Consider the following 15,448-nt stretch of genomic DNA (forward strand, 5'->3'; position numbering starts at 1 on the left):
GTTCGCTCTGACGTTCTTCGCCAAGCCGGCGCTCCCATGCCTCGGAGACATAGCCGATATGGGCAGAGAGAGACCTGGCATATTGCAGCGCCTCCGTCCGCTCCTTGTTGTTTCCGAACATACCCGACTTGCCGCGTAGCTCCCCGAACCGCTCGGGCTGCTCCGCCATGGCCTTCGCCATGATCTTGCCGTTGCCTTCCCTCTCGGTAATGGCGGCGCGCAGTCTTGCAGCGACTTCCTCTGGATCACGGAACGCACGCCGCACTAGCGATTCCACCGTATCGAACCTCTGATCGATAACGGACATCGCCCTCATCTGCGCCACCTCTTCGATGCTGCGTTGGTATCGGGTGATGGCTGGCACCAGCGGCGCTGGCTTACCGGGTTCCAGCGACGATTGCTGACCGAGAGCTTCGGTGGGGGCAGGGACGGCGACACCTTGCGACATGAGGTCGGACCACCGAATGCGGCGATACCCTTTATTCTCCTCTGTCCGACCGTCGCGCCGTCCGTCATCGATTGTTCGGGCGAACTGATTGCGAGGATCTTCGCGGTGAACAGGGCCGGCCAGATCGCCGGCACGTTCCTCGTAAACCTGCTGACGCTCTGATCGCCGGTCCTGCTGCTCCCGTTGCAGATGGGCCGCACGGGACAAGACCTCTTGACGCTCATCCTGGGCGGAAGCAAGTTCAATCTCGCTTCTCACCCCAAACTCTTGTCCGATCCATCGGTCGCTGGTGATCCATTGGTCGCTTGCGATCCCCGGGTCGCTTGCGATCCCGCGCCGCTCGGCAAAGGCGCTGATGTAATCCAGCGTGGTTTCCTTCGCGCCGGAACGCGACAGGCGGCTTGTCAGCTGCTGGTACGCCAACGCGTCACCCTTGACGACACGCCATGCATTGCGCTCGGCCTGCGTGCCGTCCGGAAGCGTGACAGGCGTGGCGCCTTCATGCTGAAGCCCGATCCTGTCCCCGATTGCGGGAGATGCATCTCGCATGGCCCGTTTGAGATCAACACCCCACACCGTGCGCTGATCGCCCTTGTCATTCTCCAGCGTCACAAAATAGTTTTCTCGCGCCTGGCGATGATGCTCGTAGGGCGCAACGCCGTGATCAACCAGCCGGCCCGCATTGGCGAACTCCTTGATGTCCGCATAGAGCTGCACGCTGTCGCGATGCCTTGTCATGGCAACATAGGTCAGATGCCGGTCCATGGTGCTCGACGCCAGCACAAAGGCGCGATCGACTGTCGCCCCCTGGTTTTTATGGATCGTCGTCGCATAGCCGTGGTCGATCGCCTGGTAGCTGTCTGTCGGAATGCTGACACTGTCGCCACCTCGTCCATCGAGCCGGGCGATAATCAGCCCCTTTTCGACATGCTCGACGGTGCCAAGCATGCCGTTTTTGACGCCGAGGTCGCGGTTGTTTTCGAGGAAGATGATCCGGTCACCGGGGCCAAAGGCGCGTTTGCCGTTATTGGTCTGGAACACGCGTTCTCTGCCGTCCTTGCCGACCCCAACATCCCCACGGTCTCCACGGTCCGCGCCGTCGTTCAGCCTGTGTCTGGCCTCCGGCCTTTGTCTGTTCTGAAGCTCGGAGCGGATGGCGGCATTGAGGGCGCGCACATCGGCACGGCGATGCGCCATGGCAACCCGGGTGCCATCGGCACGCTTCTCACTATCGGCAAGATAATCACGCACGATCTGCGCCATCGCCTCCTCGCGGCTTTCCGCAAAGTGGATGGCGCCGTGATCGCGATAGGCGGCGAGCCCCTCGGTCGTCTTGTGGGTCGCAAAGGCAACCGACGCCTGTCTCTGCCAATCCTGGCGCTGGCGGCGAATGTCGGAGAGTTCGACATGGCCAATCTGCTCGGCAATCGCCCTGAAGGGTGCACCAGCCCCAATGGCCTGCAGCTGCTCATGGTCGCCGACAAGAACGATCTTTGCGCCGCGCTCTTCCGCTTCTCCGATAAAGTGGGCAAGCTGACGGCTCCCGACCATGCCGGCCTCGTCAATGACGAACACGTCACCGCGACCGATCAGATCCCGACCATTGTCCCAGCTGTAAGACCATGACGCCAGGGTGCGGCTCTCTATGCCGGAACTTTCCTCAAGACCCTCGGCTGCCTTACCGGACAGTGCGGCACCATGGACCTGATAGCCTTGCGCCTCCCACGCCTCGCGAGCGGCTGCCAGCATGGTGGACTTTCCAGCACCGGCAAACCCGACCACAGCTGCGATGCGTTCTGAACCTGTAATATGCGCGATCGCCTGACGCTGTTCGTCCGACAATCCCGCTGGCGGATCGCTCGCATATAACATTCCGCCGGAGCTTTTGCGAAGAGCGTTATCCTGCCTCTCCATGGCTCGATCGACACGGCGCGGATCGACACCATGGGACTGCGCCTGATGCAACCGCTCCGCCGATCGCGCCATGCCAAGTTCCAGATCGATCATGTCCTGTGTCGAATAGCGGGCATTGGACACTTCGCCTGTCTCGGCATCGATGCGCTCAGCCTGAAGTTCCACGAGCGCTGATGATGCCAAAACAGCCGCAAAGGCGTTCTGGAATGTTTGGGCGTCATCGTTGATGTAGCGATGCAAGGTTTTGGCAATATCGTGGCGATCGAACACGCTCTTCTCATGGCTGATCAGCGTCAAAACCTGTTCCGGTTTTTGGCGGATCAGTTCGGCATTTTGCCGTGCTGCCTCGTCATCCAGCCGCCCGCGCTCGACGGCCATTCCTTGCTGGCGCATCTGCGACGCATGCACGCCCATATGTTCGGTCGGCGACAACTCAAGACCGCGCTCAATATGCGAGCGATGATCGATGCGAACATCCAGGCCTTCGTGTTGAAGCTGACGGTTGGCGATTCCTTCCCATGACTGCCGGATATCGCGAAGCTGCATGTCGGTTGTCGCCATGCCATTTGCCAACAGCCGTGCGTTCTTGTGCTCAAGACAGGTCTTCTCGCCAAGGCCGGCTTTGCCAACCTGTCGCGTCGTCATCAGCACATGCGCATGGTAGTTCCTGATATCACCATGCTCACTCGGCGAATGGATTGCAAAATCCACGGCCGCGCCATAGCGGTTTGCCAGATCCTGAGCAAAGGCACGCGCAGCCTTCAGTCGCCCCTCTGGTGAAAGCTCATGCGGAAGCGCGATTTCGAATTCGCGGGCGACGCGGGCGTCCTTTCGCTTTTCTGCAAACTCGGCAGCATTCCACAACGTCGAGCGATCCAAAGCCCAGTCGGCAGACACGCCTTGCGGCAGCACGATCTCACTATGCTCGACACCCTCTTTGCGGGTGAAGTCATGCACAAGACCATCGCGATGATTGACGAGAAGAACAGCACAACGGTAGGCGGCGGATGCGACAGCGCTGCGGCCAGATGAGCGCGAGACAGGTTTGGTGCTGAGATGATAAATCGCCAAACGAAATCTCCGATACGCAAACGGGGAGACCAAACGCTCAAAGGCGCCGCAAGTCGTAAGTGCGCCCTTGTCTGTTTACCGGTGGCGACGCTAGCAACAACGAACGGGCATTTCGACTACTAAAAGTAGTGGTCGAATGGAGGCAATTTCTTGTGTTTGAGCAGGGAAGCGAACGCATCAATCAGGGGAGGTGATTTTCTCCCACCGAAAAAATGGGACATTCGGTCAGGTCGATGTCAGGGGGACATCGAGACTTTAATCAGCGGGCTCTCCGAGGCCTGAACGAACACTGAAGACGGCGTCATGTGCTCACATCATCAATTTGAAATCGAGCGATGATATCGTGGCATCGATCCCCAAGGTTTCAAGGGAGTGGCCGATGCAGGACGTGGCGACGGTAGGGCTCGATATAGCCAAGCAGGTTTTCCAGGCGCATGGAGCAGATGCGAGCGGAGAAACTCTTTTCAACACGAAGATCAAACGTGAGAACGTTCTGGAGTTTTTCAGCAAGCTCAAACCATGCCTGATCGGAATGGAGTCCTGCGCTACAAGTTATTACTGGGCGCGCCAGTTACTAGAATTTGGGCATGACGTTCGGTTGATACATACCAGTTACGTGAAGCCCTTCGTGAAACGGGGCAAAACCGATGCCAATGATGCGGAGGCGATCAATGTTGCGCTTACGCAAAAGACAATGCGCTTCGTTCCAGTCAAAACCCTGAACCAACAAGCGGCAATTACGATTTTTCGAACTCGCAGCCTTTTTGTTTCACAACGGACTCAACTCGTAAACGCGCTGCGGGGGCACCTAGCGGAGGCCGGCCTGGTAGCGGCAAAGGGCATTCAAAATTACTCTAAATTACTCAAACTGATGGAAAGTGCAGCAGATACCGTCCTGCCGACAGTTATGAAACAGGCTCTCACCGACATTTGCGACCAGATACATCGATTGAATGATTTGGTCACGAAACTAGACAAAGAGATTGAGCGACGTGTCCAACACGATGAGAACGCGTGTAGGCTTCTGACGATACCTGGTGTTGGCCCGAAAACTGCAATGTGCGTTATTGCGACAATTCCTGATGTCCATCGGTTTCCGTCTGGCCGCCATTTCTCTTCATGGCTGGGTCTTACTCCTCGCACGCATTCAAGCGGAGGTCGTTCGGTTCTGAGGCGCATTACAAAAATGGGGAATAGCGAACTCCGAACGATGCTTTATCTTGGGGGCACAGTAATCATGATGCGAGATAGCAAAACTCCAATCGGTCGTTGGGCCGCTCGATTGCGCGCGAGACGACCGTACAAAGTTGCCGCTATCGCGGTGGCAAACCGTCTCGCGCGCATCATTTGGGCTCTTTTGACAAATGGGGGAGTTTACGATCCGACATACGGCCGAGAAGCCTCTGCGTGATGCAGCGATAATCTTGAGCGTTTGAATAGGTGGTGGTCGGCGGTAAGCTAACGGGTAGCGCACTAGAGAGCGAATTGTCCGAATGACTAGATGTACCTGGAGTACGGGACCGCTATAGGCATTTGCTCTGCGTTTCGCAAAATGGCGACCTTGAGAGGTTATGCCGTCAGGACTCATGCAGCGCTTCCAATTGCCTTGCCGTCGATCATCCATCTAGCGGGTCGCTCCCAATTGGGGGGCGGCCCGCACTCCTGTCTGGATGGTGATGGCCGCCTCCATGACCGTGCCTTTCTTGACGTGGCTGTGTTACCAAAATTGCGTCGAAGTGAGCGGCAATGCAGGCGGGCATCTGGCTGCAGCGGTTGGACAGGGTGTGTCGTTAACGGTCCTTCGTAACCTCTGCGCTCCACTCAGTCGGCCACCGTATGGCGCCCGGAGCGCCTGCGATTGGGAAAAACCGGGACGCGATATACAACCTAGGATAAAGTACCATTGAATGTTCGCTATTGAGGAATGAGGGTATTCCAATACCATTAGCACAAATCAGAGCCGGTTGCCTCAAGATCGAATGTGCATCGTCCAGGAAGACAGGCATTCGTTTGGTGGCTACCAAAATCGGAGTTTCAAAGGCCTCTGGAATGGCCCATACAGGACACCGTCGATAAGCGGAGCAGACATGAAGACCAGCCTTGAACATTTGCCGGAACGAAAGCAACGCGAGCTCGCGCGCGTCGTCGGAATTATTCAGGAAGAGTTTGCTGATCTGGTCGAACGCTCGAAGTCTGATGCCAAAAAAGATGGACGGATTTTCAAAATCATTCTGTTCGGTTCTTACGCGCGTGGCACCTGGGTGGATGAACCGCATACGTCGAAAGGCTATCGCTCGGATTTCGATATCCTCGTCATCGTCAGCAACAAGGAACTGGCCGATCCCAAATACTGGGACAAGACAACAGACCGGCTGATGTGGGACAAGGAGATCGAGACGCCCGTGAGCCTCATTGTCCATGGTGCTCGCGAAATCAGCAATTTCCTGCAGGAAGGGCAATATTTCTTCAGCGATATCCGACGTGATGGCATTGCTCTCTACGAACTCGACGATAGGGAACTCGCCGAGCCGAAAAGCCTCACGGGGCAACAGGCATATGAGGTTGCCAAAAGGCATTTTTCGGCTCGCTCGAGCACTGCCGACTTCTTCGTTAAGCACGTCCTCTACGGGCTCAAAGATGGAGATTGGAAAGAGACAGCTTTCATGCTGCACCAATCCATAGAGCAGGCTTATTCCACTCTGCTTTTGACCCTCACCAACTACAGCCCTGCCAGCCATAATCTGAAATTTTTGCGAGGGCTGGCTGAAGGGCAGGACATCCGCCTTGCCGAGGCCTGGCCGAGGGATCACCATCGGTTTCAGTCTTGGTTCAACACGCTGAACGAAGCCTATGTGAAGGCTCGCTACTCCGATCATTACGAAATCACCGAGGAGGCACTGACCTGGCTGACTGCCAGAACGTCAATCCTCTACGAACTCGTCAACACTGTCTGCCGCGAGCACATCGAAAAGCTCGAACAGGCCGCGAAAGCCAGCGACTGAGCTTCACCGGTGACACAAACTTTCCTGAGCTCAGGTTGCAGCCACCGCAGCGTCATGAACCATACGGTCCAACCAACTCTCGCTATCGCTATGTCGATCTCCTCATAGAAACTGGTCTGTCTTCCAGGAGCAAAGCCGCGGTCAACAGCGGCAGTTCCGGTGCGACCGCAATCGAAAGGAATAATCGTGGCAAAGAAAACCATCGAACAGCGCCTGGCTGAACTGGATGCGCAACGGTCCGCCCTCAAGGCCCGTCTCTCGAAAACCGAGCGCAACAACGACATGCGCCGCAAGGTCCTGATCGGGTCGCTCGTTATGCATCACCTCGAAACCTCGGATGATCAGGTTTTCAAGCAGCAGCTCGGTGAATGGCTGCGTCGTGAACTACCGGGCTTTCTGACACGCGACAATGACAAGGTACTCTTTACCGATCTGATCGGAGCAGTACAGCCGGGCACGGCAGAGAGTGGTGACGGGGTGCAGGGTGCTCCATGAACCGATTGCGACTTGCCCGGAACGCATTCAAAAACATGATGCGAGCCGCCGCGCGTGATCCGCTTTGGGCATTCCTGGCTTTGATCGCCATGCCCTTCCGAATCTGGAAACGGCTCCTCGGATTTATGTTCATCCTGTTCATCGTCACGTTTGTGATCGGCATGGGTGGCGGTCATTTCCTCGAGCAAACGGGTTTCGAGCGGGGCTCGCTTGTTCACATCATCCCAGGTCTCTTAACCCTGCTGGCGCTTGCCGTTATCACCTTCTGGTTCATCACCACACCACTGATTTTGCATTTTGGGGAGAATGACGATGAAACCCATGGTTCCGCCCGCTTCGCGACACACAAGGAGATAGCTGCTCTCACCTCATCCGGTTCCGGCCTCCTGATCGGTCGTGATACGAAAACGGGCAAACCCCTGCGCTATGATGGCCCGGCTCATCTGCTCACAATGGCGCCGACGCGTACCGGCAAGGGTGTCGGAACAATCGTCCCGAACCTGCTGACCGCCGACCGCTCCGTGATCTGCGTCGATCCAAAAGGCGAGAATACAAGGATCAGTGGGCGTGCGCGCCAGAAATTCGGGCCGGTTCATGTGCTGGATCCTTTCGGGGTCACCGGTGGATCCTCGGCAGCCTTCAATCCCGTTGCCCTGCTTGATCCCCACAGCCTCGATGTCGCGGACGACGCCGGCACCCTTGCCGACGCCCTCGTGTTCGACGAACCGGGAATGGCGGGCGAGGCGCATTGGAACGAGGAGGCAAAAGCTCTTATCGGCGGATTGTTGCTCGAGATCGTTGCATCTGAACCTTTGAGACGCAGGCACCTCGCAACACTCCGCGAGTATCTGACCCTTGCTCCGGAACAGTTTGCAGCACTGCTCAAGCGTATGCAGGACAGCGATGCTGCAAGAGGTCTCGTCGCTCGCGCCGCGAACCGCCACCTCGGAAAATCCGATCGCGAAGCTGCAGGCGTTCTCTCCGCAGCCCAACGCCATACGCATTTTCTTGATTCACCGCGGATGACGGCCGTGCTCAGCCGCTCAGATTTCCGGTTTGCCGATCTGAAGCGCAGCAATGTGACGGTGTTCCTCGTGCTTCCTCCTGATCGCCTCTCGACCTATTCACGCTGGCTGCGCCTGCTTGTCTCACAAAGCCTGCTCGAAATGGCCCGCGATCCGACAAAGCCGGCGACACCGGTTCTCTATCTGCTCGATGAGTCCGCATCGCTTGGGCATTTGGCCCCAGTCGAACGCGCGATGGGTCTGATGGCAGGCTATGGTGTCCAGCTTTGGCCTATCCTCCAGGACATCCATCAGCTGCGTGCCACATACGGTCACCGCGCCGGAACCTTCCTGTCAAATGCCGGCGTGCTGCAGGTCTTCGGCATCAACGATCATGACAGCGCCCGTCTCATCTCTGATTTGCTCGGACAGGAGACAGTCGTGTTCCAGACCATGGCGAGAGCGCTCGATTCCGATAAGACCGGGATCTCCTACAGCCAGCAACATACCGGCCGGCCACTACTCACCCCTGATGAGGTGCGCAATCTGCCGGCGAAAGGACAATTGCTGTTCCTGGCCGGGCAACGACCAATTTTCGCTGAGAAGCTTGCCTATTTTGCCGATCCGGAATTCAGGGAGATGTTCGACCCAGTTTGACGGGAAGCGTGACGGAAAGGCAGTTCGGCGACCCATCAAATCCTTGTATGCGCGGCCCTCCGGCTATCTTGATTGTGAAGGCAATTTGCGCGCAATTCATTGGCCACGCAGTTTGCGAACGCGAGTTATTCGGCCATATCAAAGTCCGACCGCTTAATCCTGTTCGGCAGAAAATCGAGAGCTTCGAGACTGATGGAGAGAGTTTCACTTTTGCCAAGCCCGTCTTCGTAGTGACACGAGACGTGCACCGTATTCGGTGCGCGCCTTACACCTCGACGCGGTCTTTGTGAGCATTTTCGACCAAAGACGATCGAGACAGTTTTCCTAATGCGCTCATCGAATGGTTTAGAAATACGCGGTAAAGTTTGGCCGCGTTGGCTTTGACAATTTGTATGTCAGATTGCTTTGGGAGCGAATATGTGGAGCGTCGTTTTATCGTCTATTGTTCTGGGCGTGGCCATTAGCGGATCGCCGGTCCAAGCGCAGACGCGAATTCCATATGAGAAAGCACCTTACAACGACACTGTAATCCAATGCGGCGCGTTGTTTGCCCTCCTTGCCGAAGGCTACGACGAGGCAGGCGAAAAAGGTAAATCCGTCGATTACCAACAGAAATTCGCTAAGCAGTTGAAGGCTTCTGAGGAAGAATTTGAAAGCGTAGGGCGACCTAAGCTAGAAGCGAAACAAATTTACCAAGAACGTCGCGGCATTCTCGCTACCATGATGGAAAAGGACACCCACATGATGGCGGGACTCGTCCGTTTCTGCGATCAAAAGTATCCCCTCTGAGCTCTTCCTGCAGTGAAAGGGCAGACGCATGTGCCCCACACGTCCTCTCCGATGCGATGTAGGCCGCCGCCACAGGTGCAGATCAAGCTTTCCGGCTCGATAATCTCCTCCACACGAATACAGTGGCGAGCCGGACTTGATGTCTTCGTCTCGCAGCATGGGCGTCAGGCTGTGTATATTGACCCATTTCAGTGGGTCATTTACGGCGGATTTTCAATTAATTGACCCATTATAATGGGTGTTTCAGACGCATTCTTGCCGCCCGCGGAGATTTCACAGCGGTTTCAGCGTGACAAGCGCGGCTCATCATCCATCAGGATCAACTGATGTGGGAGAGTGTCCTAACGGGAACGCACTCCCACATTGACCGGATGACGATCACTTGCGCCGAGACCGGAGCTTTCTGAAAGTGCTTCTTCAAACCAGCAACAGAAAGGAAGATGCTATGTCGGTAGGAAAGAAGTTCATCGGACTAGACGTTCATCAGGACACCATAGCGATAGCTATTGCGGATTATGGAGTGGATAAGGAGGTTCGCTATTACGGCACAATTGCCAACCGCGCAGAGACTTTACATGTGGCGCTCAAAAAGATCGGTCAGGATGGCTCCGAGCTCCGCGTTTGCTACGAATCCGGGCCATGTGGGTTCGTGATCTTCAGATTTCTTGCGAAGATTGGCGTGGATTGCATGGTGATCTCGCCTTCCTCGATGCCGCGCCGGCAAGGAGACAAGGTCAAAACTGATCGCAGAGACGCGAAGACGCTTGCCCGCCTTTTGCGTGCCGGCGAGCTGGTTGCTGTGTGGGTGCCGGACGAAGCCCATGAAGCGGTTCGCGACGTGGTCCGTGCTCGGCGGCAAGTGAAGGATGATCTCGGTTCTGCCAAATCTTCGTTGAAGAGTTTTCTTCTGCGCCACGGGCGGCGATTTACCGGCAAGGCGATATGGGGCAAGGCTCACTGGGGATGGCTGGCAGAACAGAAGTTCGCGTATCCGCATCAGCAGTTTGTCTTCGAGGAATACAAGCGACGCATTCATGACTTGATAGACCGTTGCAACCAGCTGGATGAGGTACTGAAGGAGGCGGTCTCCGGATGGACGTTGAGCCCATTGGTCTATGCCCTTCAGGCCTTGCGAGGTGTCAAGCTGACGGCCGCCGTGACGCTTGTTGCTGAGATCGGCGACTTGCATCGGTTCGACAGCCCCAAGCAGTTGATGGCGTGGCTCGGCCTGGTGCCGGCCGAGCATTCCAGCGGCAGGAGGATAAAACGTGGCGAGATCACCCGCAGTGGTAACGCCGCGGCCAGGACGATGCTGATAGAATCGGCGTGGCATTATCGCTTCCCTGCTCGCGAAGGGCGCAGCTTAATAGACCGGAATGGTGATATTCCGGAGCATATCAAAGCGATAGCGTGGAAAGCGCAGGTCCGTTTATGTGCCAGATTCCGGAGGCTTGCCTTGCCGGTTTCATCTGGGACATTGCGCGGCATACGCCGGCTATTGCTGTGGAAGTACCGCGGTAGCGTGCGCAGGGCGAAGCTGGTCGGGGTTGCGTAGCCCGGAGCACGCGGGCCTCGGACACAACAGGAGTGATGACAAGGGACAGAAGTGAACATCGGACTTGGCTGGCGTGCTGCGCGATCTGATTGATGTAGGATAATCCTCGATACGGCGCTGGGGCAGATTTACTTGATGCCCGTCCCATTGAAGGAGGAAGGTCCGCGACGGAAAACGGTCGTGCGGTAACCAATCCGCGAATAGGTGCTTGATCAATCGTCGTCAGAAACAGGCGCGCAGCACACCAGCCAAGTTCTCATCTTGTCGCAGCATCAACTTGATGCGAGAATTATCACGAGCACTTTCAGTCGTGATCGTCATAGGAGCGCCGAAGTGAGCAACAGGACAGGCGTGCGTTTTGCTGCGAAGTCATAAAACGGAGGCGTGCTGCAGGTCTGCGACGTCAACGACCATGAAAGCGCCCGCCGCATCTTTGGCGAGGTCCGGGTCGCATGTGCTGTCTTCTGCTTCCATGTCCCTACGCCTTACCCAGTCGGTCTACCGTAACACCGAGGGCATTTGCCAACGCGAGCTTGCCGTTGTCTGGCATTAATACGAGGCCCGACAGGATCGCTTGCTGCCACGCCTCTCCGCGCGTCCACGCTTCGCGGTAGGCATCGGCAAGCAAATAGCTCTGTCGCGTCTCCACGAGCGCCTCGCACAGCAGCGAGGCCTGTACGAGGTCCTTATCCCTCTTGGCTCGCCCGAGGGCATCCGTGCGCCGCCTGGATGCAACGATCAGCTTGTGGATGGCATACCGCTCGGGAGCGGGGATATTCACGCTAACACCTTCCCGGTGCAGCAGTACCGTTCTTACGGGTTCGTAGATCAGGAAGTCCAGGAACCGCAAGTTTTCAGCAGACGCGCCTCCAAGGGCAGGCATTGAGGACGGCTTACCCGTGTAGTCGTCCGATCCACGGTTGGTCGTATGGAATTCGACGCGGTAGTTTACCGAATTCGAAAAAGCCACCACCTTTGCGTTATCGGCCTGGTGCGGGACCGCCCTGAACGTGCTGTCTATCGATCTCAGGAGATCGAGGATTGGAGGCAGGCTGTCCTCGACTTCCGCCGAGATCGCAAAGTCCTGCGCGAAGTCCGCATCGCCTGTTTGCATAGAGGTACCAGGGAGACGAACGCCAAGGAGGCCTGAGTAACAGCTGAAAGCCACAGAACCGACGAGGAGTGCCCTCAGACGGAATAGGCCCGCGTCAGCGAGTACTTTGGTCACTTCACCAGCGAAGCGATCCGGCGCGGACATGCCACCGCTTCGCAGCAGCATGCCGACGAGCTTGCGCCGCTCCCGGATGTCGTCTTTGACTTGCCTATGGGCTTCCACCCGAGCCGTAATGTCGACGTCATCCTGCGGGCCGACATAGCGTCTCTTGTCCTTACCCTCGGGAGTAGGGAGATCAAAGTACCAGTAATTGCGGCCCTTGACCGGAACGGAAACAAACCGACCTTCGAGGGGAAAGTCTGCCTGAAACTGAGCATCGAACGTCCGCTGCGCGAGTTCAGCGAACGCCGTTCTGTAAACGAGGTCAATCTGTTTCATCGCCCGATCCCGTTATAAGGAATTTGTAAAAACATTATAACTATGCTGTTAGATGTCAATGGAGCGAGGCAAGATCGCTTCGTTTTCATTCAGAAAGGGGACACTGGATCGCTTCGACACGATTGAATTCAGGCCGTCGAGGCGGAGACTGTAGACGGTCGCAACTGCCAGACTGAAACGCCGTCGTCCGCTCCTTCGACCACAAACGAAATAGTAGAGAGGGATACACGCTCTGGCGGATGGGGTCGATGTTCCAGGCGACCGCGTTGAGATCGTAGTTGGCGAGTACCGAACTTCGAAATCCTCCCCCATGTCAGTTGAAAGACATGTACCGCACGACTTGCGTCACGGTCGATCAATTAACGACATTTGCACTGCTGCATGTTTGGTGTTTAGTCTGGGCTTGAACGGCCGGCCTGACCAACAGAGAAATTTCAATGCAAAAGAAAGCAGTGCTCCTCGAGCGGGCTCAATGGGCCGAGAAAGACAGCGTATGGCAAGGCGAATTCGAAGGGAGCGTATTTGGCGCAAACGTCTCGGTCATGTTTTACACCACTGACGAAATCGGCCGAGGCCCCAAGCTACACAAACATCCTTATGATGAAGTATTTATAGTGCGGCAAGGACGAGCGCTCTTTACCGTCGGGGAGCAGCAGTTGGACGTTAGGGAGGGTCAGATCGTGTTCGGACCGGCCAACTTACCGCACAAATATGTAAACATGGGTCCGGCCCGTCTTGAGATGATCGATATTCATGTTACCGGTGAATTTGCTCAAGAAGACTTGGAGTAGCCATCGGCTGTTTTTCAACATCCATGCAGTTTTTGACTAGGACGCAACGTACGGCAGCTTCGGGCCGAGAGCCCTTTATGTTGATCGGCTGCTTTGGGACGATACTGTTGATTTAGTCGGGCGGTTTAGAGGTGGCTCGGTTTGTTTGAACAGTTCGGGCGTTTCACTAAGTAGATTTCCGCCTCGATTATGCAGCCACCATCATTGATGCCAGCGCGTTGAGGTAGGCCTGATCCGGCGTCTGCCGAAAGCGTGCCGCAACCTGTTTGATGGTTATTGTCAGGTCTATCGAAGCGTGACCTTTCCTATTTTCGGCTGTGGATTCGTGTGTGTTGCGCAATTTTAACTCAATAGCTGCAGGGTGCATTGTGGGTGTTGTGCTTTGACTTTTGGGGATTGAATTGAATGAGGACAGCTTTACTTCTCTGTGCCGCCGTGATGACACTGGCTGGATGCCAGACTCCGGCACCGCAATCTGTTTTGGATTCGCAGCGTCCACCGTCCAGACCGATTAAACGTGACTATGTGGACGCCATGCGCGGAACTATCAAACCCGGATATTTCACGAAAGCCGAGATTTCGAGCGTAGTGCTGCTCGATCCTCAAAAGCAGATTTACGCTTTTTGCACGCGAACGGCGGAACGTTCCAATCCCGATTGGTCGTATATTGGCGTAGCCGTGTACAAGAATTTGGGCGTTGACTCCTCAAAGGACGACTATCGCTGCCGTGACAAGCGGTTGCGGTACTATAATTTTCCTGAGTTGCTGAACATGAAATTCTGATGGAGCCCGGAGGCAGCGCTTAGCTCCTTTCGTGCCACCTGTTGCCGGCTGCGGAGATTGCAAGGCCAGCTTCGAGGCTCGTGCTGTTGTACCGGGTGTCTTCAAGCTATGCCTTACACGCCTTTTATGATGTCACAGATGCCCTTGCGGATGACGTCCTTGTCGGCGATCTGTCCTGCCTGAATGTTGAAAACAGCATCGATCCGGACCGCGGCGCCTTTCTGGCGGGCGACAACGCGCAGCGTCTGAATCCTGCCACTTCCGCTGGTTTCCTGGTGGGCATCAATTGACGACAGTGCCTTGTTGATCTGGATACCTGAAAAACCTTCTGCTGCGACGGCCTGGGCGAGCTTTTGAAGGACAGCGGGTGCTTTGGCTTTCGGTAGTTCCTGAAAGGATTTGTAAGAGACAGCCGTGACCATCGGCACACCTGAGACTGTGAAGTTTTTCTCGCACGATGCTGCGAAGGCCGGGCTGGAGAAGGTGATCAGGCCGAGAACTGCGATGGCATGTTTCATATTGCGTAATCCGGTTGTTGGTGAGGGTTTTCAGCTGTTGGCCGCATCAGAATGTCGACCGTTTTCCTCTGTAGGTTGATGGCGGTGGTAATGCTTCATGGGCTTGCGCGAGCGTTTCCAGCCATGTTGCTAGGCCGTCGGGAACTGTATCGTTGCCGGCTTCCAGCGCCTCGATCCATGAGAGTTCACATTGCAAGGCAGAGGCAATATTGATTGGCGTCCAGCGGATCACCCGCAGGCATTCATTAAAGCGTTCTGGCGACATGATGATTTGTTATGTTCCCCGTATTTTCGCGCAGAGGCTCCCTCACGCAGCCGCGATAGTCAATCATTTTGTGCAACTTTTGATAGGCTGAACGATCCGTATTTACCTGTCATTCGATTGCGATGAGGGTAGCACGCGCTGCAGGGCGCGCAGGCGGAATATTATACCTTTGTAATCGCTATTAATACATATATTTATATATTTATACTTTTTTATCGGAATGAATTTTCCCTTATGCGAGGGTGAATGGGTGGTTTGGTTTGGATCGGATCAACGGCGGGAGAGTGTCGGTAAAACATATAATTTATCCAGGTGGGTACGAAAAACATATAAATAAGCAAAACCAACTGCATTAAGGGGAGGATGGGGATTTGATTGGTAGAGCTCGTCTGTTTGTGTGCAGATAATTTTGGACCGCTATAACCATCTGATTTTATATAGGTTTTTACAGCGAGGTGGATTTATTTATATGGGAACCGGAAGGAATCTAATTGGCAAGTGGATTGAAAAGGCGATGAAAACTAGCGGCGATCGATCACAATAACAATATCATGATATTGTTATTGTGATCGATCGCCGCTAGTTTTCATCGCCTTTTCAATCC

General features: G+C 55.5%; 12 protein-coding genes. 8 read left to right on the forward strand and 4 right to left on the reverse strand.

Features of this window, described 5'->3' with window-relative positions:
- Window positions 1-3,433, reverse strand: a 3,433-nt coding sequence (gene traA / locus GH784_RS26525) for a Ti-type conjugative transfer relaxase TraA (RefSeq protein ID WP_153794009.1), incomplete at its 3' end; no start/stop codon positions are given.
- A 379-nt stretch (window positions 3,434-3,812) separates the two neighbouring features.
- Here traA and GH784_RS26530 point away from each other — a divergent pair.
- The 6 genes from GH784_RS26530 to GH784_RS26555 all read left to right on the forward strand — a co-directional run bounded on the left by GH784_RS26530 (window position 3,813) and on the right by GH784_RS26555 (window position 10,935).
- Window positions 3,813-4,844, forward strand: a complete 1,032-nt coding sequence (locus GH784_RS26530) for an IS110 family RNA-guided transposase (RefSeq protein ID WP_111828923.1) — start codon at window positions 3,813-3,815, stop codon at window positions 4,842-4,844.
- A gap of 676 nt (window positions 4,845-5,520) precedes the next feature.
- Entirely contained in the window at window positions 5,521-6,435 is a 915-nt protein-coding gene (locus GH784_RS26535) for a nucleotidyltransferase and HEPN domain-containing protein (RefSeq protein ID WP_113007901.1), read from the forward strand.
- A gap of 186 nt (window positions 6,436-6,621) precedes the next feature.
- On the forward strand, window positions 6,622-6,930 hold the full coding sequence (locus GH784_RS26540) for a mobilization protein (protein WP_162695671.1): 309 nt from the start codon (window positions 6,622-6,624) through the stop codon (window positions 6,928-6,930).
- Window positions 6,927-8,591, forward strand: a complete 1,665-nt coding sequence (locus tag GH784_RS26545) for a type IV secretory system conjugative DNA transfer family protein (protein ID WP_153794010.1) — start codon at window positions 6,927-6,929, stop codon at window positions 8,589-8,591. The genes GH784_RS26540 and GH784_RS26545 overlap by 4 nt, the downstream gene beginning before the upstream one ends.
- A gap of 417 nt (window positions 8,592-9,008) precedes the next feature.
- The gene (locus GH784_RS26550) at window positions 9,009-9,380 is read left to right on the forward strand and encodes a hypothetical protein (RefSeq protein ID WP_111828917.1); all 372 of its coding nucleotides are present in this window, start codon (window positions 9,009-9,011) and stop codon (window positions 9,378-9,380) included.
- 445 nt (window positions 9,381-9,825) lie between these two features.
- Window positions 9,826-10,935: an IS110 family RNA-guided transposase gene (locus tag GH784_RS26555; RefSeq protein ID WP_210251799.1), complete on the forward strand. Its 1,110-nt coding sequence runs from the start codon at window positions 9,826-9,828 to the stop codon at window positions 10,933-10,935.
- A gap of 478 nt (window positions 10,936-11,413) precedes the next feature.
- Here GH784_RS26555 and GH784_RS26560 read toward each other — a convergent pair whose 3' ends face one another.
- Complete coding sequence (locus GH784_RS26560) at window positions 11,414-12,487, reverse strand: nucleotidyltransferase family protein (protein ID WP_111828916.1); 1,074 nt, start codon at window positions 12,485-12,487, stop codon at window positions 11,414-11,416.
- A gap of 437 nt (window positions 12,488-12,924) precedes the next feature.
- On the opposite strand from GH784_RS26560, the gene GH784_RS26565 reads away from it, so the two are divergent.
- Window positions 12,925-13,278, forward strand: a complete 354-nt coding sequence (locus GH784_RS26565) for a cupin domain-containing protein (RefSeq protein ID WP_162695670.1) — start codon at window positions 12,925-12,927, stop codon at window positions 13,276-13,278.
- Between the two features lie 405 nt (window positions 13,279-13,683).
- Window positions 13,684-14,061 carry a putative periplasmic lipoprotein gene (locus GH784_RS26570; protein WP_111828914.1) on the forward strand — a complete coding sequence of 126 codons (378 nt, stop codon included), beginning with the start codon at window positions 13,684-13,686 and terminating at the stop codon, window positions 14,059-14,061.
- Window positions 14,062-14,174: 113 nt separating this feature from the next.
- Here the strand turns inward: GH784_RS26570 and GH784_RS26575 are convergent, their stop codons facing one another.
- Together GH784_RS26575 and GH784_RS26580 are read right to left on the reverse strand one after the other, a co-directional pair.
- Complete coding sequence (locus GH784_RS26575; RefSeq protein WP_080865033.1) at window positions 14,175-14,579, reverse strand: hypothetical protein; 405 nt, start codon at window positions 14,577-14,579, stop codon at window positions 14,175-14,177.
- A 46-nt stretch (window positions 14,580-14,625) separates the two neighbouring features.
- On the reverse strand, window positions 14,626-14,844 hold the full coding sequence (locus GH784_RS26580) for a hypothetical protein (RefSeq protein ID WP_038493340.1): 219 nt from the start codon (window positions 14,842-14,844) through the stop codon (window positions 14,626-14,628).
- Window positions 14,845-15,448 lie beyond the last annotated feature (604 nt).

This window comes from Agrobacterium tumefaciens (genome assembly GCF_009649785.1).
GTDB lineage: Bacteria > Pseudomonadota > Alphaproteobacteria > Rhizobiales > Rhizobiaceae > Agrobacterium > Agrobacterium tumefaciens.

Bases quoted from the DNA above. Each gene is read 5' to 3' on its own strand.
- GH784_RS26530 (WP_111828923.1), top strand. From the start codon at position 3,813: ATGCAGGACGTGGCGACGGTAGGGCTCGATATAGCCAAGCAGGTTTTC.
- GH784_RS26535 (WP_113007901.1), top strand. From the start codon at position 5,521: ATGAAGACCAGCCTTGAACATTTGCCGGAACGAAAGCAACGCGAGCTC.
- GH784_RS26545 (WP_153794010.1), top strand. From the start codon at position 6,927: ATGAACCGATTGCGACTTGCCCGGAACGCATTCAAAAACATGATGCGA.
- GH784_RS26550 (WP_111828917.1), top strand. From the start codon at position 9,009: ATGTGGAGCGTCGTTTTATCGTCTATTGTTCTGGGCGTGGCCATTAGC.
- GH784_RS26555 (WP_210251799.1), top strand. From the start codon at position 9,826: ATGTCGGTAGGAAAGAAGTTCATCGGACTAGACGTTCATCAGGACACC.
- GH784_RS26560 (WP_111828916.1), bottom strand. From the start codon at position 12,487: ATGAAACAGATTGACCTCGTTTACAGAACGGCGTTCGCTGAACTCGCG.
- GH784_RS26565 (WP_162695670.1), top strand. From the start codon at position 12,925: ATGCAAAAGAAAGCAGTGCTCCTCGAGCGGGCTCAATGGGCCGAGAAA.
- GH784_RS26570 (WP_111828914.1), top strand. From the start codon at position 13,684: ATGAGGACAGCTTTACTTCTCTGTGCCGCCGTGATGACACTGGCTGGA.
- GH784_RS26575 (WP_080865033.1), bottom strand. From the start codon at position 14,579: ATGAAACATGCCATCGCAGTTCTCGGCCTGATCACCTTCTCCAGCCCG.
- GH784_RS26580 (WP_038493340.1), bottom strand. From the start codon at position 14,844: ATGTCGCCAGAACGCTTTAATGAATGCCTGCGGGTGATCCGCTGGACG.